Annotated in this window: 20 protein-coding genes and 1 tRNA gene; 8 read left to right on the top strand and 13 right to left on the bottom strand. The window is 60.3% G+C overall.

What is annotated here, in order from left to right; translation table 11 throughout:
- Nucleotides 1–9 precede the first annotated feature (9 nt).
- Nucleotides 10–1,242 carry a type III sulfide quinone reductase, selenoprotein subtype gene (gene sqr, locus AC6HU3_RS06425; RefSeq protein ID WP_497472952.1) on the bottom strand — a complete coding sequence of 411 codons (1,233 nt, stop codon included), beginning with the start codon at nt 1,240–1,242 and terminating at the stop codon, nt 10–12.
- 382 nt (nt 1,243–1,624) lie between these two features.
- Between sqr and AC6HU3_RS06420 the strand changes: the two genes are divergently transcribed.
- Nucleotides 1,625–2,284 carry a molybdopterin-dependent oxidoreductase gene (locus AC6HU3_RS06420; protein ID WP_497472951.1) on the top strand — a complete coding sequence of 220 codons (660 nt, stop codon included), beginning with the start codon at nt 1,625–1,627 and terminating at the stop codon, nt 2,282–2,284.
- A gap of 403 nt (nt 2,285–2,687) precedes the next feature.
- On the opposite strand, the gene AC6HU3_RS06415 is transcribed toward AC6HU3_RS06420, so the two are convergent.
- Both AC6HU3_RS06415 and AC6HU3_RS06410 read right to left on the bottom strand, forming a co-directional pair.
- Nucleotides 2,688–3,074: a DUF2089 domain-containing protein gene (locus tag AC6HU3_RS06415; RefSeq protein ID WP_497472950.1), complete on the bottom strand. Its 387-nt coding sequence runs from the start codon at nt 3,072–3,074 to the stop codon at nt 2,688–2,690.
- 40 nt (nt 3,075–3,114) lie between these two features.
- A complete protein-coding gene (locus AC6HU3_RS06410; RefSeq protein WP_497472949.1) occupies nt 3,115–3,882 on the bottom strand; it encodes an SHOCT-like domain-containing protein in 768 nt (255 codons plus the stop codon).
- A gap of 132 nt (nt 3,883–4,014) precedes the next feature.
- Between AC6HU3_RS06410 and AC6HU3_RS06405 the strand changes: the two genes are divergently transcribed.
- From AC6HU3_RS06405 to AC6HU3_RS06390, 4 genes are all read left to right on the top strand, one after another.
- On the top strand, nt 4,015–4,185 hold the full coding sequence (locus AC6HU3_RS06405) for a hypothetical protein (RefSeq protein ID WP_497472948.1): 171 nt from the start codon (nt 4,015–4,017) through the stop codon (nt 4,183–4,185).
- A 99-nt stretch (nt 4,186–4,284) separates the two neighbouring features.
- Nucleotides 4,285–5,295, top strand: coding sequence for a Kelch repeat-containing protein (locus AC6HU3_RS06400; protein WP_497472947.1), 1,011 nt, complete (start codon nt 4,285–4,287; stop codon nt 5,293–5,295).
- Between the two features lie 13 nt (nt 5,296–5,308).
- Nucleotides 5,309–6,169 carry an FkbM family methyltransferase gene (locus tag AC6HU3_RS06395; RefSeq protein ID WP_497472946.1) on the top strand — a complete coding sequence of 287 codons (861 nt, stop codon included), beginning with the start codon at nt 5,309–5,311 and terminating at the stop codon, nt 6,167–6,169.
- Between the two features lie 2 nt (nt 6,170–6,171).
- Nucleotides 6,172–7,368: a glycosyltransferase family 4 protein gene (locus AC6HU3_RS06390; protein ID WP_497472945.1), complete on the top strand. Its 1,197-nt coding sequence runs from the start codon at nt 6,172–6,174 to the stop codon at nt 7,366–7,368.
- 24 nt (nt 7,369–7,392) lie between these two features.
- Here AC6HU3_RS06390 and AC6HU3_RS06385 read toward each other — a convergent pair whose 3' ends face one another.
- Genes AC6HU3_RS06385 through AC6HU3_RS06365 form a run of 5 tightly spaced genes read right to left on the bottom strand, consistent with a single transcriptional unit; the run spans nt 7,393 to nt 12,611 of the window.
- The gene (locus AC6HU3_RS06385; RefSeq protein ID WP_497472944.1) at nt 7,393–9,798 is read right to left on the bottom strand and encodes a YfhO family protein; all 2,406 of its coding nucleotides are present in this window, start codon (nt 9,796–9,798) and stop codon (nt 7,393–7,395) included.
- Nucleotides 9,791–10,510 carry an HAD family hydrolase gene (locus AC6HU3_RS06380; protein WP_497472943.1) on the bottom strand — a complete coding sequence of 240 codons (720 nt, stop codon included), beginning with the start codon at nt 10,508–10,510 and terminating at the stop codon, nt 9,791–9,793. The genes AC6HU3_RS06385 and AC6HU3_RS06380 overlap by 8 nt, the downstream gene beginning before the upstream one ends.
- Nucleotides 10,479–11,570 (bottom strand): ABC transporter ATP-binding protein, encoded by a 1,092-nt coding sequence (locus AC6HU3_RS06375; protein WP_497472942.1) that lies wholly within the window; start codon nt 11,568–11,570, stop codon nt 10,479–10,481. Before AC6HU3_RS06375 ends, AC6HU3_RS06380 begins: the two co-directional genes overlap by 32 nt.
- Nucleotides 11,551–12,399 (bottom strand): acetyl-CoA carboxylase, carboxyltransferase subunit beta, encoded by an 849-nt coding sequence (accD, locus tag AC6HU3_RS06370; protein WP_497472941.1) that lies wholly within the window; start codon nt 12,397–12,399, stop codon nt 11,551–11,553. Before accD ends, AC6HU3_RS06375 begins: the two co-directional genes overlap by 20 nt.
- A gap of 2 nt (nt 12,400–12,401) precedes the next feature.
- Complete coding sequence (locus tag AC6HU3_RS06365; protein ID WP_497472940.1) at nt 12,402–12,611, bottom strand: MoaD/ThiS family protein; 210 nt, start codon at nt 12,609–12,611, stop codon at nt 12,402–12,404.
- Between the two features lie 102 nt (nt 12,612–12,713).
- Here AC6HU3_RS06365 and AC6HU3_RS06360 point away from each other — a divergent pair.
- The 3 genes from AC6HU3_RS06360 to AC6HU3_RS06350 all read left to right on the top strand — a co-directional run bounded on the left by AC6HU3_RS06360 (nt 12,714) and on the right by AC6HU3_RS06350 (nt 14,480).
- Nucleotides 12,714–12,784: transfer RNA gene (locus AC6HU3_RS06360), tRNA-Gln, on the top strand.
- 11 nt (nt 12,785–12,795) lie between these two features.
- Nucleotides 12,796–13,605, top strand: coding sequence for a hypothetical protein (locus AC6HU3_RS06355; protein ID WP_497472939.1), 810 nt, complete (start codon nt 12,796–12,798; stop codon nt 13,603–13,605).
- Between the two features lie 62 nt (nt 13,606–13,667).
- The gene (locus AC6HU3_RS06350) at nt 13,668–14,480 is read left to right on the top strand and encodes a hypothetical protein (RefSeq protein WP_497472938.1); all 813 of its coding nucleotides are present in this window, start codon (nt 13,668–13,670) and stop codon (nt 14,478–14,480) included.
- Between the two features lie 340 nt (nt 14,481–14,820).
- Here the strand turns inward: AC6HU3_RS06350 and AC6HU3_RS06345 are convergent, their stop codons facing one another.
- The 5 genes from AC6HU3_RS06345 to AC6HU3_RS06325 are packed head-to-tail and all read right to left on the bottom strand — an operon-like array spanning nt 14,821 to nt 20,909.
- On the bottom strand, nt 14,821–15,108 hold the full coding sequence (locus AC6HU3_RS06345; RefSeq protein ID WP_497472937.1) for a PG0541 family transporter-associated protein: 288 nt from the start codon (nt 15,106–15,108) through the stop codon (nt 14,821–14,823).
- Complete coding sequence (locus tag AC6HU3_RS06340) at nt 15,105–18,191, bottom strand: efflux RND transporter permease subunit (protein WP_497472936.1); 3,087 nt, start codon at nt 18,189–18,191, stop codon at nt 15,105–15,107. Before AC6HU3_RS06340 ends, AC6HU3_RS06345 begins: the two co-directional genes overlap by 4 nt.
- Nucleotides 18,188–19,057, bottom strand: a complete 870-nt coding sequence (locus AC6HU3_RS06335; RefSeq protein ID WP_497472935.1) for an efflux RND transporter periplasmic adaptor subunit — start codon at nt 19,055–19,057, stop codon at nt 18,188–18,190. The genes AC6HU3_RS06340 and AC6HU3_RS06335 overlap by 4 nt, the downstream gene beginning before the upstream one ends.
- Nucleotides 19,054–20,349: a TolC family protein gene (locus AC6HU3_RS06330; RefSeq protein WP_497472934.1), complete on the bottom strand. Its 1,296-nt coding sequence runs from the start codon at nt 20,347–20,349 to the stop codon at nt 19,054–19,056. Before AC6HU3_RS06330 ends, AC6HU3_RS06335 begins: the two co-directional genes overlap by 4 nt.
- Nucleotides 20,346–20,909, bottom strand: a complete 564-nt coding sequence (locus tag AC6HU3_RS06325) for a TetR/AcrR family transcriptional regulator (protein WP_497472933.1) — start codon at nt 20,907–20,909, stop codon at nt 20,346–20,348. Before AC6HU3_RS06325 ends, AC6HU3_RS06330 begins: the two co-directional genes overlap by 4 nt.
- Nucleotides 20,910–20,983 lie beyond the last annotated feature (74 nt).

The following is a 20,983-nucleotide window of genomic DNA, read 5'->3' as shown; positions in this document are numbered from 1 at the left end:
GTCTCCTCCTCACGCCCATTTCCCGGCCATGGTCATCTGGGCCGGGATGGGAAGGTGCTTGCCTTTCAGGAGCACATGCCAGTAGATCCACCGGAAGAGGAGTTTGCCCCAGTGGTTGATCCGGGACTCCTGAAGGAGGGCGAAGGGACCCACCCCCGGAAGGGGAAACTTGCCGGGGAGAGGCTCCACCTCATAGTTGAAGTCAATGAGGAAGGCTTTGCCGAAGCCGGATTCGATGTAGCAGTTGGAGTGCCCGTCAAAGGTGGGCAGGAGGTCCAGGCCCCGAATATAGCGCAGGAAATTGGGCACGAACACGTCCACCATGAAGTGGGCCACCGACCCCGCCTTGGAGGCCGGCGTGTCCGTGGCATCCCCCAGCACAAAGATGTTGTCAAACGCCCGGGCCTTCAGGGTGTGCTTGTCCGTCGGGACGTAGTTGAGCTCATCCCCGATGCCTGAACGCTGGATGGCTTCGCTTCCATAATGGATGGGGATGGTGACCAGGAGATCATAGGGAACCTCTTCCTCCTCATAGGAGACGAGCACCTTCTTGTCCGCTTCCACCCGTTCCACATAGAACTCCGGCACGATCTGGATGTTTCGCTCTTCCAGCACGCCTCCCAGAATCTGGGAAGCCCGGGGCTTGGTGAAGGCGCCTGGCAGAGGGGTGACATACACAATCTCCACGTTCTCCCGAAGGCCCCGCTCCCGGAAATACCAGTCGGCAAGGAAGAGGAACTCCAGGGGAGCCACCGGGCACTTGATGGGCATGTCCACGAGATTCAGGACCAGCCGCCCTTTCTCAAAGCGTTCCAGAGCGTGGTGAAGGGCGGTGGACCCTTCCAGCGTATAGAAATCAAAGATGGATTTGTGCCAGGCGTCTCCGAGAAGGCCGGGGGTTTCATCGGGACGGGGGTGAGATCCGGTGGCGATGATCAGAAAGTCGTAGGGCAGGGCCTCAGGGGTTCCCCGGAGCCGAACCCGGTTTTTGTCTGGCTCGATCGCCTCAATCTCACTCTGGACATACCGGACTTCCGGAGGGAAGAGGGATTTCCGGGGTTTCATCACATCCCTCGGCTCATACATGCCAAAGGGAATAAACAGGAACCCCGGCTGGTAATAATGGACCGGGCTGGAATCCACCACGGTGATGCTCCACTCCCGTGGGGAAAGTTCCCGGGAAAGGCGATGGGCCACCATGGTTCCCGCGGTGCCACCTCCAAGGATCACCACGCGTTTCATGGCTTCACTCCTTTGTGTTCATTGTGCCTATATAGGCTACGAACATAACCGCAAGATCATTGCCAGATCCTCCTCGTTCGCAAAATTCGTGTATCCTCCCTTTCGTTCTGCCCCCAACCGTCTTCCTCCCGGCCAGGTCCGTCTCAAATCTGGGAAAACTTTGGCGCGCGCGGGTGTCAGGTTTGACAAAAAACATCGTGCGCCCTCTGGAGGAACCCCATGAGCCTGACGTTCGGCGATCATCCGTCTGGAGTCAGAATGAGATCGTGCCCCGGTCTCTTTCAAAGACCCCGCGGAATCTCGAAAAGGAAAATGTCCGGCTTTTGTCCGGCGGTGAGGGGCCACAGTTGCTGGTTCGCCCCGGTGGACGTATCATCAGCCCATGCCGAAGCGTCGCATTCAAAGCGTCACCCTCCGGAAAGACCTGCCGCCGGGCCAGCAGTATGTGGACACCTTCCCCGTGTATGACATCCTTCCCGGCGGGCCGCAGGTGGATCGGGCAACGTACCGGTTTGACGTCTCGGGTCTTGTGGAACATCCCCTTTCCTGGACGTTTCAGGACCTGGAACGCCTTCTGGAGGAAGTGGGTGTGGAGGTGGTGGCGGATTTTCACTGTGTGACTCGCTGGTCCAAGCGGGCGCTGGTGTGGGAGGGCATCCCCACCGCCTGGATTCTGGAACAGGCCCGGCCCAGAGAGGGTGCCGTTCAGGTGATGGCCCGTTCTCTGGACGGCTACACCACCAACATCCCCCTGGAGTTTTTGTTTGAAGAAGACAGCCTTCTGGCGCTGAAGCTGAACGGGTCCTGGCTTCCCCAGGAGCACGGCGCACCCGCCCGGCTGGTGGTGCCCCAGCTCTATGCCTGGAAAAGCGCCAAATATGTGACGGAACTGGTGGTTCTGGACGATCTGATCCCCGGGTTCTGGGAGGAGCGGGGCTATCACCTCATCGGGGATCCCTGGGAGGAGCAGCGCTACACCGAACCCATCGAAAAGGTCCGGGAATGGTGGCGGAAGGTCCGCCACGTGCGCATGTCCCGGTGATGGGGACGTTCATTTTCCTTTCCGCCCACCCGGTTCACGCTGAACCTGTCCCCGTTCTTTGCACCACTGCCCCCGCCTTCGGGTGCAGCCTGAGAAAAGATACCCCTGGATGGTTGTCGACTGAATGGGACATTTCCCCCCCCCCAGCCCCTCCCACCAGGGGAGAAAACACCCCGTCAGTTCAGGTCAAGATTCCCTTATTAGGGGTGCAGAATGTTGCATCAAAGGTATCTTTCCCGTCTGAACGACGCCCCGCAGCACATCGCTTGTTCAACGTGTTTAACGAAAGTCCATAGGCACCAGCGATCCAAAAGCCGTGCCGCTGCAAGGATATGCGACAACTCCCCACATCGAGATAACACCTCACCCACTCCGCATTTCTCCGGGATGCCCGAGGTAAAGTTTACCCCTCTCCCGAAAGGCGCTTCAGCGCCTCGTCCACCGTGATCTCTCCCCGCTCCAGGGCGGCAAGCACCTCTGCCGCAGAAGATTCTGGCCCGTTCTCTTCTTCCTCCGCCGTTTCAAGCCCCATGTTCTGGAGAATCTCCCGGTATCGCGCCCGCACGGTGGGATAGGACACCCCCATCTCCCGGGCCAGGCGGGAGAGATTTCCCCAGTGCTGGAGAAACCGGAGCAGGAACTGCACTTCCTCTCCGGAAAGCCGGTGGAGAGGCAGAAGGTCAAACCGCCCTTCAAACCGCGTCCGGCACCGGGAACATCGGAGCACCTCTGCGTGGAGGGATCCACCGCAGAAGGGACAGAGGCCGGGGGCGTGTGAGATGGGTTTCACGCGAACCTCCCCGGGTTCACCGGATCAAAGGGGAATGCGTTCACGCGATCCGGACCACCACCTGAGCGTCCTCGGAATCTACCCGGACCAGTTCCCCCAGTTCCTGTGCGTCCCGAACGATCTGGTCGAAATCCAGCTCGTTGAGGGCGTCAAAAGCCTGTTCCACCTGTGCCCGGACCTCGGGGTCCTCCACCTGTCGGGCCGCGAGATATTTGAACCCCACCCCCGCCTTCACCGCCCACCGAACCAGCGACAGGGGCAGGCGAACCATCACATGGTCACCATCTTCAAGGTCGTGCACCTCAATGAGGAGGGACTTCCCTTTTCCCTCCCGGGTGTTGCTCATGGCCTGCCGGGCGGGTTGTTCCAGGGCTTCCAGGAGCTTCACGCCCTCCTCCGGGGAGATCTTTCCCGACGCCACCATTTCCAGGATTTTCCGTTTTTCCTCCATGAGACTCCCTCCCTGTTTGAAGCCCCCGGGGACGATCGTGCATTTCCCCGAGAAAACTCCAAAAGCCAGCCGTCCCCGAAGGGCATCCCAGACCAGTCCACCCGCCGGAAAGGAAGCAAGAACATGTCCCATCGCCCGTATGCCCGCGGGATGGGACAGAAGGGCCTGGATCCTTCGGTGGGCGCCCCCTGCCGGAACGAACGCCACGCTTTGGGCGAACCACCGCCCCGGCAGAAATCCCGCAAGGGCCATCGTCCGACCCAGCGCCCGCATCACCTCTCCACCCACCCAGACCATCCAGGCCAGGAACCCCCGGACCGCCCAATCCAGCACCCGGATCCGCACCCTTTCCAGCATCCTCCACCCCCTTTGAACACAAAAATGGTAATGCATATTTTATAATCTGTCAACGACACCTTGAGAACCTTCCGGTCGTCGGTTCAGAGAGCAACCCGGGCCGCCTTGAATTACCTGTATCCTTTCCATACGTTGGATCTCAAAAACCTCCTCCCCGAAACCTGGTGCCCCATGGCGCTTTTCCCGGGCGGGGAGCGCAACAACCTGAAAGGAGGTTTCGTGGGCGGGGTTCTGTATGCCGGGATGGGGGTGACACCGGACATGTCCTTCCCGGTGGACGGGTGGCGGTTCCGGCTGGAATGACCAAATCCGAGGCAGACCCCCCCTGTGCCGGTCAAGCCCATCCTTGACGGTCCCGAAAAGCCCCCGTATCTTCAGGGAGGCCCAAACAGGAGGTTGACCATGCGGCGGGTTGCCCTCACCCTGGTCCTCTTCGGAGGACTCCTCTGGTATGGATCCACCTGCACAACACCCACGGACAGCGGAGGTGATGGTGGCGGTGGAGGGGGTGGAGGAGACACCGCGTCCATCGGGCAATGGGAAAGTCTCTCCCAACCCCCGGTGACTCTCCCCGGGAGAAATAACCACGTTGTGGCAACGGTCAACGGCATGATTTATCTGGGCCTCGGCAACGACAACGATTACGCCTATAACGACTGGTGGCGCTATGATCCTTCCACGGATTCGTGGGAAAGGTTGACGGATTTCCCGGGCAAGCCCCGGAATCTGGCCTTTTCTTTTGTGATTAGCGGCAAAATCTATGTGGGAGGTGGGGATTCCCTTCTCCTGCGACCCTATTACCAGGACGTCTATGTGTATGACCCCTCCACCGACACCTGGCAGGGCGTGGCATCCCTCCCCTATGCCTTGAGTGGCGCGCCCGGAACCAGCGATGGAACGTATGGATACGTGTTCGGTGGCATGAACATGTGGGGCGCCCTGCAAAACGTCATCCTACGTTATGACCCTTCACAGAACCGCTGGGACACCCTGACGACCCTTCCTGGGGTGGGGCGATGGGGACCTTTTCTGGTTTATCATCAGGGCTATCTCTACGCGGGAACGGGACGAACGCCCTCTCGAGACTATCTTTCAGACGTTTATCGGTATAACCTGTCCACCGGACAATGGGAACAGCTCGCCGATTACCCCATCGCAACCTATGATGCCTGGGCCATCGCATCCGGAGATCACCTTTTCCTTCTTGGCGGTCACATTCCCTACGACGCATTTACCAATCAATACTATTACCTGTCCATCTCCCGGAATCAGTGGAATCCGCTTCCTCCTTTTCCTGGTGGAAGCCGCAACAATCTGATCGGGGGAATTGTGGGAGACTATCTCTATGTGGGACTGGGCGTGACGCCCCAGCTCACCTTCCCCCAGGACTGGTGGCGTCTCAAAATCCGGTAGGACAGGAGGTTTCGTGAGCTCACGATTTCACCAGATTGTCGGGTTTTTGGCCCGGCATTTTGCGGGCGTTCCTCTCATCTCCATTGGGGGGCGGTGGTTGTTAATCCTGTTGCGCATACGTGGAGAAACGTGGCGTGACGAGATGGCCCTCCTGGGTGCATCTGTAAGAGATCTCGCCCGGGTCCTGCGACATCCACGAACACTCCGGAACCCATGGGCGGACCCTCCTCTCCAACTCCGGACCACGAGTGGTGTCCGCTTCCGCACCCGACCTCACTCTGATGACCTCTATTTTATGATGCCCTGGCGAGAGCGAGACGTAGAGTTGTTTATTCGGGAAGCTCTGAAACGTATTCGATCTGAGGGGTCTCTGTTTGTGGATGTGGGCGCCAACGTGGGATATTATACAATCCTTGCTTCCCGCATGGGGATCCCCACTCTCGCGGTCGAGGCCCATCCTCAAACGTTTGAGAGTCTTGTTGCAAACCTGCGATTGAACCAGTGCGACAACGTGACCCCTGTTCATCGCGCTGTGTGGCATCAATCCGGTCTCAGGGTTCAGATCCGGTCTCCTGAAGCCCAGTTCGGCATGGCCTCCATCGATTCTTCTTCCTCCGGCGATGTGGAAACCATCACCCTAGATGATCTTCTGGAACCCTATGAACGCATTGGCCTGATCAAACTGGATGTTGAGGGGGCAGAAATCCAGGCACTGGAAGGCGGTCAGCAAGTCCTTCAGCGAACCCGGTTTGTGGTTATGGAAGCCCTGGAAGAATCTGTGCGACAGCGAGCTCAGGAAATCCTGCAATCCCACGGTTTTGCTTTGCGCTCCTCTCAATTTTCCAGCTATATCCTTGCCGAGAAAAATCCCTGACCATGCCCGCTTCCCCCACGGTTTTGTGCATTGCCACCGCATTTCCCACGGAAGATGCACCCCACGTGACCCCCTGGCTTCTTTCCACCCTCCGGGCTCTCCAGCAGGAAGGATTCGACGTCCGGGTTTTCACATCCGCATACCGCGGGCGGGGAGATGAAACGTGGGAAGGTATCCCTGTCTACCGCTTCCGGTATGCCCCAAAGTCCATCGAAAACCTGACCCACGAGGTGGCTGCCTATGAGCGGATCCGGCTGGAGAAGTGGCGGTATCTTCAGGTCCCGGAGTTTCTGGCGGCAGGCATGATCCGGGTCTGGCGACTCCGCCGACACTTCCTGCCCGATCTTGTCCATGTCCACTGGCCTGTTCCCAACCTTCTCTGGGCTCTCCCCTTCTCGGAACGGCCCTGGATTCTTTCTTTTCACCACTCTGAAATCGCCCTGGTTCAAAAGTTCCCTTTTCTGAAAAAACCCTTCAGAAAGTTAATCCAGAAAGCCGCGATCCGGGTGTTCAACTCCCGATTCACCCGGGAACGGTTTCATGAGGTGTTTGGGGATCTCCCGGGGGAGGAAGCCGTGATACCTATGCCCGTGGGCTGGACGCCCCGCGTGCCTGCCGGTGTTCCTCGCGAGCCCAACCGGGTTCTCTTTGTGGGACGCGCCGTATACTGGAAAGGGGGCGATCTTCTCATCCAGGCGGCCCACAGGTTGCAGCAAAGGGGGATGGATCTTCATCTGGTGTTCGCAGGGGATGGACCAGCCAGACCGGAATGGGAACGTCTGGCTCAGAACCTGGGCGTTCGGGCAACATTTTTGGGATGGATTGGAGGGGACAGGCTTTCCGGAGAATACGCCCGTGCGTCTGTCGTGGTTCTTCCTTCCCGGGGCGATCCTCGGGTCTCGGTGGAAAGTCTTGGGCTCGTCCTGGTGGAAGCCATGCTTCACGGCACACCCGTCATTGCAAGCCGCATGGGGGGACCCGCAGAAATTGTGCAAGAGGGGCAAACCGGGTTTCTTTTTGAGCCCGAAAACGTGGAAGACCTTGCCGGGAAACTTTCCCTCATTCTTGGCCATCCTGACCGGGCACGGGAAATGGGGGAAGCGGGGAAGCAATACGCCCAATCGTTTCTTCCCGAGAACGTTGCCCGCCGGTATGCGGAACTCTATCAGCAACTCCTGAAGAACAAACGCATCACCTGAAAAGGACTGAAGGGGAGGCGTTCCTCAGCCCTCTCTTCTCCAGGAAAATCCTGCCAGCGCAACCCCCAGAACCAGTGTGATCAACGAGATCGCAAAGCCCTGCTTCTCCCGGGAAGGGATATATTGGAAGGTCACCCGGTGATCTCCGGGGGGAACGGGATAGGCCATGAAGGCATGAAAAGCCCGATACGCGGGAACCCAGGGGCCGTCATCCACCCGGACCTTCCACTGATCCGTGTAGTTTTCGGCCAGCAACACCCATCCTCCACCGGACTGAACCCGGACCTCCACCCTGCCGGGACGGTAGGATTCCACCGTCACCTGTCCCGAATCGGAAGCCTGCGGCGAAAGCACGGTGTCCGCGGACACATAAAGCGTGTCCAGAACCCCTCGTCCCGCAAGCACCAGGGTAAACACCGCCTGGGTATCCCGCTCAGGAAGCCGAACGGCCACCGGGTAAAACCGCACCCGGCGGGATGGTTCCGGTGGAGAAAACACGCCCATCGGCTGTCTTCCCACATTCAGCAGGCGTTCCTGCAGCAACTGATCCTGAAACATCTTGAGGGACATCAGGAGCGGAAAAGCAGGGTGTTGCCCATACTGGCGGGCCAGGGTGGCGGTGTCCGGAAGCATGGGCATGAGCACCCGGTCCACGTCCATCACCGGGAGAAGATACGGATTCCGATACAGATTTCCAAACGAGGCGGGCGACAGGACAAATCCCTGGGCGCCGATGAGCTGGAGATAATAACGAGACGCGAAGGGAAAACCGCCACCCGCTGTTTGAAAACCGGCATAGAACCAGTTGAAGCCTTCCGTTTCATAGAAAAGCGGCAGAATGCGGAGGGGATCCTCCTTATCTTCCTGAGGAAAGTACGGTTTTAGGGCAAGGATAGACTGGATCTCTTTGTTCAATGCAGGTGCGGGCTGAAGAAAAGGCCGGGTGATCAGGAAAAGTTCGCCGAAAATGGCCAGGGGGAAAAGCCAGCCCCAGGAAGAAAGCGCCCGCGGCAGAACGAGCGTGGCAAGGCCCACCCATCCGAGCGCCAGGGACAGGTGTGGAATGTGCAGGCGAAGGGCCCGGACTTTTTCGGGTGCCAAATGAAACAGCGTTTTCAGGATCCCCGCAAGACTTCCTGGAGAAGCCAGCCCGATCCCCGCAAGAACAAGCAGGATGCTCCCTGCGATCCACCACCCTTTCCAGCCCTTCGCCCGATCATCGGTTTTTAACATCTCCAGGGCCAGAAACGCGCCCATGACAAAAAACACCTGGGCAAACCCGAGGGCCAGGGAATGGGCACGGAATTTCGAAAACATTGGGAGCCCATGATACAGAAGGTAAAACAGAGGCGTGCGTCCTGCCATGGAGACGAGGAGGAAGAAAAGACCGGAGACAAACGCGAGAAGCATCCACCGGCCGTTTTCACTTTTCAAGAGGGGAGAGTGTTTCCAAAGAAAATAAACGACCGCAAGGGTTCCCGCAAATCCAAGGACACCGAGATAGGCCACATCATGCCGAAAAGGATTGCTTCCCCAGTAATGAGGAGAAGGAATGGAAATCCCCGAGAAAAGGGGGAACCAGAGGGAAAGCACATCCTGAACGTCCGCACTCCAGGACTTGGCATACTCTATACCCATGGATTGACGAAGGGTGAACTGCCGAATGTAAAACAGCGCGGGGAACCACTGGGCTGCCCCCAGAAAAAGGCTGAAAACGGCTCCACCCACGAATTTCAACGCCCGTGAGCCCCACGAGAGAAGGGAAGGGGACTCAAACAGGATCAGTGCCATGAGAAAGGCCAGACCCGCGGCAAGATAGGTGTAATAGACCATCTGCAGTTGCTGAACCCCGATGAGCATCCCGAGAAGCCCTCCCCAGAGAAGAGACCGCCACCATGAGTTCCGGCGCACACTCTCCACAACGAAGTAGAGAATGAGAGGGAGCCAGGTGAGGACAATGCCTTTGGCCAAGTGACCTGCATAGGCCTGGGCGGGGATATAACCAAACCCCGTCACCGCTCCCCCCGCCAGAGCAAGAACGAATGACACCCCCATACGCTGGAGAACCCAGAAAAGGAGAAAGGCCGCCAGTGCAGTGTGGAGGATAAAGGACCATTTGAAGGCCTGGTCAATGTCAGTCAGGAGCCAGAGGAGGTGATCCGGGTAAAACAGCTCAAACGTAAGTCCGGAAACGGTCGGCATTCCTCCCTCCAGCCCGGGATTCCACCATCGCATCTCCCCCTGTCTCCACCCCTCAATCATAAAGTCCCGAAGGGCATAGCCGGCCGAACGCTGATCATAGGCCACAGGGGAAACATCGGAAGGAAGGAGCGGAGCATAAAACACCAGCGCAAGCAACACGTAACCCACAAACACCCACACATTCCGGGGAAGACGGGTGAAAAGACCCGGAGCGGAGGATTTATTCATGGGACACCTCGGGAATGGAAGGTTCGGCCTCAGATCCTGCGCCTTCCAGAATCCGGTTCACCACCTGCTCGAGATCCTCCCCGGCCTCATCGGGCTCCCAGCGAAGAAGTTCCTCCAGGGGGTAGTGGCCGGTGGGAACCACCGCCACCCGGTAGCCCGCCCGCCGGGCCGCCCAGATGTCCCGGGGCGTGTCGCCGATGATCCAGATCTCGGTGAAAGGACCCTGATCTCTGAGCTTCCAGTATGCCGCCCACAGAATCTGAACCCGGTCTTCCGCATCGCTTCCAAATCCTCCCCCGGCAAAGAGCGGCCACAGATCCGTGCGGGAGAGTTTGATTTTCGCGCCTTCTTCCAGGTTTCCGGTGGCAAGTCCCAGCACCACATCCTCCCGGTCGCGGAGGGCATGGAGGACCTCCGGAACTCTGGGAAGGACCCGGTATCCCGGGGACCGGGGGACCTCCTCCGCCAGATACTTCAAATAGGCATCCCGCAGCGCAGGAAGATGCCGGTCTGCGTCCGGTCCCACCACCTTCCCGTAAATCTCGCGGAGGATCTGAAGATCCGTTTTCCCATCCGGAATCACGTGCCGGGCGGCCTGTTCCACCCCAAAAAGCTCCTGAAAGGCCCGGTCCATCGCCCGGCTCCCCGCACCGCCCGAAAGGATCAGGGTTCCGTCCAGATCAAAGAGGAGCAGTTTCTTCGGCTTCTTCATAGGTGAGATTTTCCTCTGTCTGGGGGTCAAAGAAGTGGGCCCGATGCATTTCGGGCCGAAGGGAAACGACATCGCCCGCCTTCGGCGGGTTTTCCGGAGGGATGCGCACCACCAGGGAATCACCACCCGGAAGCCGCACATAGAGGAAAATTTCGCTTCCCAGGGTTTCCTCAAACTCCACCTCTGCCCGAATGGGTCCGTCCGGCACCAGGACAAAATGCTCCGGGCGCAACCCCAGGATGACGTCTCCTTCCGAAAGCCGCGCACGCTTGGTCTCCGGAATCTCCAGGGTGAAATCCGGGTGGACGAACTGACCCCTTTCCACCCTGCCCCGGATAAAGTTCATGGATGGAGAGCCGATGAAGCCTGCCACGAAGAGGTTTTTCGGCTGGTGATAGAGCCGGAGGGGACTGTCCACCTGCTGGATCTTTCCATCCCGCAGCAGGACGATCTGATCCCCCAGGGTCATGGCCTCCACCTGATCGTGGGTGACATACACGGACGTGGCCCGGAGTTCCCGGTGAATCCGGGCGAGTTCGGCCCGCATCCGGACACGGAGCTTGGCGTCCAGGTTGGACAGGGGCTCATCAAAGAGAAACACCTTGGGATGGCGGACGATGGCCCGTCCCACCGCCACCCGCTGGCGCTGCCCACCGGAAAGCTCCCGGGGCTTGCGGTTCAAAAGGCCCTCCAGCCCAAGGATCCGGGCGGCTTCCCTGACCCTGCGGTCAATCTCGTCTTTCGGAATCCCCCGCATCCGGAGGCCAAAGGCCATGTTGTCATACACGGTCATGTGGGGATAGAGGGCGTAGTTCTGAAACACCATGGCGATGTCGCGTTTTTTCGGGGGGAGGTCCGTGACATCCTCTCCACCGATATAGATCCGGCCGGAGGTGGGTGTCTCCAGTCCCGCGATCATCCGGAGGGTGGTGGTTTTCCCGCAGCCGGAAGGACCCAGAATCACGGTGAAGGACCCGTCGGGGACAGTGAAGGTCACGTGATCCACCGCCACCACATCCCCGAACCGTTTGGTCACCTGCTCAAGCCGAACTTCCGCCATGATTCCACACCAGTTCCAGCAACGTTTTCAGGGTGTTTTTCAGTTTGTGTCTGGGGACCACCAGGTCCAGCATCCCGTGCTCCAGCAGGAACTCCGCCCGCTGAAAGCCTTTGGGAAGTTTCTGGCGAATGGTTTGCTGGATCACCCGGGGGCCCGCGAACCCCAGAAGGGCACCGGGCTCGGCAATCAGAAGGTCCCCCAGGGAGGCAAAGGAAGCCATCACACCGCCCATGGTGGGATCGGTGAGGATGTTGATGTAGGGGATTCCCGCCTCGTTCAGTTCCCGCACGGCCACGGTGGTTTTAGCCATCTGCATCAGGGCCAGAATCCCCTCCTGCATCCGGGCGCCTCCACCGGAAGCGGTCAGGGCCAGGAAGGGTTTGCGCTCATGAATGGCTTTCCGGGCCGCCCGCACAAACACCTCCCCCATCACACTCCCCATGGAGCCAGCCAGCACCCGAAAATCCGTGGTGAACAGGACGACCGGGATGCCACCCAGGTTTCCTCCATACACCATGGCCGCATCCCGGAGCCCCGTGCGTTTCTGCGCCCGGGCAAGCTTTTCACCGTATTCCGGAAAACCCAGGGGATCCACGGACACCAGCCCGAAATCCGTGGCTTCCGGCGGGGGATCCTCGTCCAGCAGAATCCGGGCATAGGTTTCGGCCGGGATCCGGAAGTGGAGGCCACAGAAGGGGCACACCCAGAGGGCCCGCTCCAGCTGGGTGCGATAGAGGAGATGTTTACACCCCGGGCACTTGATCCACCGGCCTTCCGGGATGTCCGGCTGTTCCATGAGTTCCTGCGGTTTGCGGGGACGTTTAAACACCGCTATCCTCCCGAAATTACCCGGACGAGTTCCACGTCATCTTCCCGGGACACCCAGTCTTTTTCCGTGAGCACCTCACCGTTGCGTATGACGATATACTCTTCCAGCCGGAGGTTCAATGCCCGGAGCAGGGCATCCACCCGCATCCGGTCCTCGGGAAGTTCCACCTCTTTTTCTCCTGCATCCATCCGAACGCGCCACACCGAACTCATCTTTTCCCTCCGTGTGAGGGGATTATACACCCTTATCCCTGAAAGGTCCTCCCCTGCGCCCGTTGACGGTTTTGTGTGGGCTGTGTACAATAGATGGGACGCTGGGGCGTCGTCTAATGGCAGGACGAGGGACTTTGGATCCCTTCGTGGAGGTTCGAATCCTCCCGCCCCAGCTGGAGAGACCATGACACTGTTTATCGTTGCCGCCGCTGGCTTTCTGGCCACCCAGATCCCCTTCGGGCCCTGGGAGATTTTCCATCCGTCCACCCGTCTTCCTTCCCCCATGGAGCGCCTGATTTCCACGGTGGTCTATCCGGACAACCTCCCTGCCCTCCGCGTGCGCTTCCACACCCGGGATCTCGGGTTCAGCCTCCAGGGCTCCACCACCCCCTCTCTGGATCAGCGGGACGCAAGCGGGGCCCTGGTGGGCTCTGTGCGGTATTCCTTTGTGTGGCTTGCGGGGTCGTATTTTCATCGTTTTCGCTTTCAGGAGCGAGATATTCTGGCGGTGCTGGAACCCCAGGTGCTGTATGAAGGGATCGGGCCCGATGCCGCCGTGGCTCTGGCGGTGGGCGGAGGGTTTCGAACCCGGATGTTCCCCCCGGTTCCTCTGGACGCCGTGCTGTATGCGGGACCCCTGGGGGGAGAAATCTACTCCCGTTTCTCCCGCTCTCTCTCCCTTTCGCCCGAAGCCCTTCTCGGCATGGAGTTTTCCCGCCCCACCACCCGGGCCCATCTCCTTCTCCGCGTGGCCAGCCAGAGCGGGGTGGGCGCGGGTGCCCTGTGGTGGCCTCACCCCCAGTTTGGGGTGGGACTTTCTTTCCGGAGCTGGCTCCGGGATTTTTCCACGGGAAGCGGGGGGGATATCCTGGCGGGTCTGGGCGCCCATGTGCGATTCCGGATTCGGGGATACGAAATCGCCTATTCCTGGCTCTCTCTGGGCGTGGTGGGGGATGCCCACGCCCTGGGGATCCGGTTTTTGACGGGAAACTGAAAAACGGGCGTCCCTGCGGTCCCGCAAAACAACGCCGTGGGGCATTCAACAGGAGGGGGATCATGGATCGCGCTCTCATCTTCGCGGGCCTGGTCCTGGCAGGTTTCCTGAAGGCAGGGACCTTCCAGGAACCCAATGGCCTCTACACTCTCACCTATCCCGCGAACTGGGAAGCCCGTGTGATCCAGCAGGACGTCCAGCCGATCTATGTGCTTCAGCGAACCCCTGCCTACGATGCCACCGTCCTTCTTCAACCTTTTGGGGGCACCGAAAGGGGAGCGTCTTTCCTTTCCCGGGTTGACGCCGACCTCCAGCAGGCCTTTCCCCAGGTGCGCTTCACCGGAGACTGGACGGTGCAGGACCGGGGAGAGGTCCTCCGGGCCTATCGGGATTTTGAGGAACAGGCTCAGGGAAAATCCAGCCGGGGCCGGGTGTATGTGATCAAAGGGCCTCATTTTGGGGTGATTCTTCTGGGGGTGTGTGAAGCGTCCAGCTTTTCTGTGATCCAGCCGGAAATGGACGCCATTGCCCGGAGCGTCCAGCTTGCCCGGCCCGATCCGCAGGGGGCGTCCCGCCTTGCCGGAACCACCTGGGTGGCCGCATCCGGCTATACCGATGTGCTGAACGAATTCTCTTCCTCCGCCGAATGGCGGTATACGTTTGACGCAAGTGGCCGGTTCACCTTCCAGGGGGCGGCCATGGCAAGCGATCCCGGCATGGCGGCCGGGGGGTATGGGAATCAGGGGGGAACCTTTTTCGTGATCGGCCGGAAGGTGTTTCTCGTATACGATGACGGAAGTTCAGAGGTGCTGACCTTCATCGAACACGACGTCCTGGAAGACGAAACCGGTCGGCGGTTTATTCCGGAACAATGATACGTGATCCCTTTCTCTTCTGAGTCCACATCCACGCAACGCACGCAAGGCTTTGCCTTCCTTCACACCCATGCTGTGCCGACAACGCGTTTCCGGATCGTGGAGCACACCTGAGGAGATTGACTCTGGCTCCCGGCAAACCGTCAACGAAGGGTGTGGATCCAGAACTGTTCCGGGAGGTCCTATCCCGCACGGATTCTGAACCCCATGGGGCGGGTCTCCCGGGCCTTCCGTCTGGAACCGGGGACCCACCCCCTCGTGCTGGATGCAGGTCCGGGGGGTATCGGGTGGTGATTCACACCCCCGAAGGACGGCACAGGATGCCCGTGCTCCGGCTGCCCTAAACCTCCCGGGCCTCCCACACGATGGCCTTGAACCCCCGGCCCTTCAGGGACGCTTTGAGCTTCTGAAGGGTGGGGGTGATCCGGGCAAGCTCCTCGTCGGAAAGATAGATCCAGAGAACATCGTTGTGACCCGGCCACACGTGGGTGCCCCACCGGGGTTCGGAGTTTGCCCCCTGGCCGATCGCTCCCCGCATGAGCGTGAAGTGCACCACCCCTTCCTTCTTCAGGGCTTCCAGCACCTGGTCTTCAAAGGCTTCGTCAAACACGATCCAGAGCAGTTTCATGCCCCACGCCTCCAGATTCCGGCAAGGCGCCGGCGGGCTCCTTCAAAGGTGAGATACACCACCGGCACGAACACAAGGGTCACGAAGGTGGAGAAGATGAGACCGCTGATCACCGCAAGCCCCAGAGGCCGCCACACTTCCGAGCCCTCGGTTCTGAAGATCACAAGCGGAAGAAGGCCCCCGATGGTGGTGAAGGCGGTCATGAGAATGGGACGCAGGCGCCGGCTTGCCCCCTCCACCACCGACGTGAGGAGATCCCGCCCGCGGTGCTGGAGGAGTTCGATGTAATCCAGCATCACGATGGCGTTGTTCACCACAATCCCCACCAGCATGATCATCCCGAGATAGGCGTTCACCGACAGGGGGACACCGGTGAGGGCAAAGAGATATCCCACACCCGCAATGCCGAAGGGAACGGCAAACATCACCACGAAGGGCATCAGGAAGGATTCAAACAGCGCCACCATCACGAGATAGACCAGGAGAATTCCCAGAATCAGGGCGATGGAGAGATCTCCGAAGGCCTCCCGCTGCTGCTCAAAGGAACCCCCGAGTTCAAACCGGATGCCCTGGGGTGCCCTCAGGCTGTCCATCACCCGGAAGAGATCCTTCATGATCTCCCCGAGGGGTCGGCCGGCATAATCCGCCGTGACCCGCACCACCCGGAACCGGTTCAGGCGCTCAATGCCCGAGGGAGACGCGGCGGGGCGGAGGTGGGCTGCCTCCACCAGGGGAATCCGCAGACCCTCGTTGTTGGGCACGGTGAGACCCTCAAGGACGTCATCCCGCTCCCGATCATCGTTCGCAAGGCGCACCACAATGGGATATTCCTCTCCCCGGATCCGGAGCTTTCCGGCTTCCGCGCCCAGAAAGGCCGCCCGGAGTTCCATGGCCACCGAGGCGGGCACAAGACCCAGCCGGGCAATGCGGTCCCGATCCAGCTCCACGCGCCACTCCGGCTGGGGCGTCTGCTGCTGGATCTGGGGGTTCAGCACCCCGGGAACCGAGCGGAGCACCTCCACCATCTGGCGGGCCAGGGAGTCCGTGGTTCGGGTATCCTCTCCAAAAATCCGGATCTCAATAGGGCTCCCGGAACCAAACAGGATCTGGTTCCCCACATTCCCCGTCATGGCACCCCCCGCCTCCAGTCCAGGCAGGCTTTTGACCCGCTGGTCCACTTCCCGGGCGATCTCCTCGATCCGGCGGGACCGCTTTTCCACCGGAACCGTCCGCACAAACACCATGCCCACATGGGAACCTTCCGCGGAGCCCATGATTACCCCGAACCCGGACTCCGTGGGTCCCACCCGGGCCGCATAGTGCTGGAGTTCCGGAATCTCCTTCACCCAGCCTTCCACGATCCGCACCACCGAGTCCGTCACTTCCAGGGGCGTTCCCGGAGGAAGCTGAAGCTGGACCCGGAACTCTCCGGTATCCTGAGAGGGCATGAACTCGGTTTTCACCGTTCCTGTTGCAAACAGACCCACACTCACCCCGAAAAGCCCCAGGCCCAGCACCCACACCACCCACCTGTGCCGGGACGACCAGGCCAGGGTCCGCCGGTGGGCGCTTTCCAGCGCCTCCCACGACCGCTCCATCCAGCGGCCGAAGGCGGTGGTGGCCGGACGGGGGCGCCTCAGGAAAAGGCGGGCAAGGGCGGGCGCCAGCATATAGGCGGAGAACAGCGACACGAACAGGGTGAAACTCACCATATAGGCGAGTTCCCGGAAAAACACCCCGATGAACCCTTTGGCCGTGACGATGGGGATAAAGATGGCGACGGTGGTCAGGGTGGAGGCGAGAATGGCTTCCCCCACCTCCTGGGTTCCAAACAGGGCAGCCTCCTTCCGGGACTCGCCCCGCGCGCGGTGGAAGAAGATGTTTTCCAGCACCACCACGGCGTTGTCCACCACCATGCCCACCGCAATGGCCAGGGCCGAGAGGGAAATCAGGTTGATGGACGAACCCTCAAGCCACAGCAGGAGAAACCCCGCGATGAGGGACACGGGAATGACCATGGTAATGATGAGACTTCCCGTGAAATTGCGCAGGAGAAGGAGCGTTACAAGCACCACAAAGAAGGCACCATAAAACACGTTCTGGGTGAGGTTCTGAACCGAGGAGGCGATAAACCGGGAAAAGTCGTTCACCACCACAAAGTGGATGCCGGGATAGCGTTTCTGGATCTCCGGAAGCAGAGCCTTCACCCGCCGCGCCACGTCCAGCGTGTTGGCATCCGACTGCTTCAAAATGGCAAAAAAGATGGCGTTTTCCCCGTTCACCCGTACCAGGGTTTTGGTGTCCGCATAGCCGTCCGTGATCCGGGCGATGTCCCGGAGACGCACACCTCCCCGGAGCACCACATCTCCGATTTCCTCCACCGACTGAAAGTCGGCCGGAACCCGGATGAGGTATTTCACCCCGTCCCGGGAGAGTTCGCCCGCAGGAAGGCTGAGATTGGCCGCCTTCAGCGCCCCCACGATCTCCTGGAGGCTCAGGTTGTGCTGTTCCAGGTTCTCCAAAGGAATTTCCACGTTGATCTGGCGTGTTCGTCCCCCTCCCCAGAACTGGATCTCTCCCACGCCGGGGATGGCTTTGAACTCATCGGCCAGCTCCCGCTCATAGATCTCCCGGAGGTTCAGGGTGGGATCGGATGTGGTGGCGGTGATGGCCAGAATGGGAAACTGGGAGATGTCAAACTTGAAGATGGTGGGCGGGTCCATATCCGAAGGGAACAGGCGGCGGACGATGTCCAGACTGGCCCGCAGATCGTTCACCCCGTTGTCGATGTCCGTACCATAGTCAAAGGTCACGATCACCGCCCCGATCCCCTCATAGGCCACCGAGCGGATTTCCTTCACCCCGGCCACGGAGGCGATGGCGTCTTCCGCAATCTTGATCACCTTCTGCTCAATCTCCTCCGGACCGGCTCCGGGATAGAAGAAGATGGCCGTGGCTGTGGGGAGGGAGATTTTGGGGTACAGGTCCACCGGCAGGCGCAAAAGCCCCAGAACCCCCAGCGCCAGAAGGATCACGAACATCACCACCGTGGTGATGGGGCGTTCCACCGCAAACCGGGTCATGGCGAAGCCTCCACCTGAACCGGCTGACCCTCTTCCACCACCCGCTGACCCACCACAACCACCGTGTCACCTTCCTGGAGGCCATCCGCGATCAGGGCAAACCGATCGCCCAGAAGGACCAGGTCCACCGGCTGGCGATGGGCCATTCCTTCCAGCACCCGGACCACATACGGGGTGGGGGAATAGAGCAGGGCCTGCCGGGGCACACGCAACCCCATTTCGCGGGCCACAACGGCCCGGACCTTCACCACCGCACCGGGAGAAAGGTCCAGACTCCCCTCCACCCGGCCGCGGACCAGCCGGGTCTGGGTCCGGGGATCCACCACACTGGACACCCAGACCACCCGTCCGGAAAGGCGCGTGCCCTTGGCCGTCACCTCCAGAGGATCACCCACCCGGACCTGGGCACTTGCGGGCACCCGGAAGTGCACTTCCAGAGGTTCCCCCACGATCACACCCACCGGCCGCTGGGGTCCCACCGGTTCGCCGGGGGTGAGCACCTCCCAGTGCACCCGTCCGGACAGGGGAGCCAGCAACGGATAGGGTTCATACGTCATGCCGGGAAGGGATCGGTCCAGCAGCGCCAGCGTGTCCCCTTTGCGCACCCGTGCCCCTTCATCCGCGCGAAATTCCAGGATTTTCCCCGCCACTTCCGGAATCAGGGTGGCCTGGCGGCTTCCCACCACCGTTCCGGTGAAGGTCACCCGCCGGATCACCTCCCCCGAGTCCACCCGGGCCACCTTCACCACCGCCGCACGGAGCGCCTGTCCTTCGGCCTTCTCCTCGTCCCGGCCTGAGGGTCGGCAGGAAACCACCACGCCAAGGAAGGCGATGATCAACCCGGTCCGAACGAGGTTCCGGTTCATGGGGCTCCACCTCCTTTCACGAGCATCTCCAGGTCCAGCACGGCCAGATTGAACTGGACAATGCTGGCAAGATAACCAAATTGCGCCTGGCGATAGGCCAGGGCCACATCCTGAAAGTCCACCTCCCGGAGAAGGCCGTTCTCATAGGCTTCCCGGGTGAGTTCCAGCATTCTTTGGGACGAGTTCACCATCTCCTCCCGTTGTTTCAGGGCTTCCCACGCCGTCTTCACCTTCTCATAGGCTCCCTGAAAGGCGTTCCGTGCCTGAACCTTCTGAAAGTGCAGGGTTTTCCTCAGGATATCCCGCTGAATCCGGGCCTTCCGGTAATCGGAGAGGATGCCTCCCCCTTCAAACAGACTCCAGGAGAGCTGAAGGCCATAGCCTTCCTGATCCCCCCACTTGTTCTCAAAGCCATAGGGTTTCTGATAGGTTGCAAAGGCAAAGGCCGAAAGGGTGGGCAAATACCGGGCCCGGTGCATCTTCCGCTGATCCTCCATCGCCTGGATCTGATGTTCCATGGCCCGAAAATCTGGACGCGCATCGAGAAGGGTCAGGAGGCTGTCCGGGTCTTCGGGATAAGGATAGGGCTTCAGAGAGTCGACAAGTTCGATTTCCACCGTATCCGGCAGGGCCAGCACCCCCCTGAGGGCCGCCAGGGCCTGGGTATACTGGGCTTTGGCCTGATCTCGTTCCACCTCCGCGTTGCGCACCGCCAGCTCCGCCCGAAGGAGCTCCCCTTCGCCGATCAGGCCGGCCTGATAGCGCTTTCGGGCATCCTCCAGGTGGAGGTGCTGGATCCGGAGCATCTCCTCGGCCAGGGCGAGATTCTCCCGGGCGAGAAGGGCGCCCTGATAGGCCTGGCGCACGTTCACCGCCAGGCGCACCGTATCCGCGCGGGATCGAGCCTCCTGGGCCTTCACCAGTTTGTCCATCATCCAGGCGGCATACAGGGACTTCCCGAAACCGGTGAGGAGGAGGGAGGTCTGGAGGGTGAGGTTGTAGTTGTCCTTATAGCCGAAGGTGATCTGCTGCTCCCGATAGATGAGCTGGCCGGTCTGGGGGTCAAAACCAACGATCACAGGCTGGGTGATGGTGAGTTCGAAGTTGGAGTGGCGAAACTGGCCGTTGAGAGACACGAAGGGGAGGTGTCGGCTCCAGGCCTTGAACCGATCTTCCTTGCTGGAGACCACCTGAAGATGGGAAACCTCCAGCAGGGGATGGTTCGCGAGGGCCATCTCCACGGCCCCGGCCTCTGAAAGCTGCATCTGGGCAAAGAGCAGGAGCCACATCATAGGATCCCTCCCAGAAATTTTTCAAAGGTTTTCCAGTAGGTTTCAAAATGCTCGGGGAGTTCCCTGGCGTTGTGGGGCATGAAGGAAAACCGCAGGGCCCCGATGGCGAAAATGGCAAAAAGCCGGGCTTCCTTCCGGGTATACAGTTCGGCCAGGGGTTCTGAAAGGAGGTTGAGCATGTCTTCAAACAGGGGCTTCAGGGCCCGGATCACATCCTGGATGAGGGCGGTGGGGAGATTCTGGCTGTGGATGGCAAAGAGATGGATATCCTCCCGGTGGGTGAAGAACCGGTGGGCCAGGGTGTGAAACCGTTTCCGGGCAGTTTCCCGGGGATCTCCGTCCTGCACGTTTCTGAGTTCCGCGATCAGTTCCCGGACCCGGGAGGTGAGCACCTCCACAAAGATCTCCTCTTTGGAGCGGAAGTGGTGATAGATGGCCCCTTTGGAGAGACCCGTGGCCTCCACCAGTCGAGACATGCTGGCTCCGTGATAACCGTGCCGAAGAAACAGCCGATACGCCTCGTCCAGAATCTTCTGCCGGGTGGTTTCAGGATCTCGCATGATACCCTCCTGCCGTGTGAACCGACCGGTCGGTCTTTATGATAGACCCTGGGGGAGGGGATGTCAAGGGGGCG

It is taken from the genome of Caldifarcimen microaerophilum, assembly GCF_055387105.1.
The sequence above is the reverse complement of the archived record's forward strand: the minus strand, read 5'-3'. Positions and strand labels throughout refer to the sequence as shown.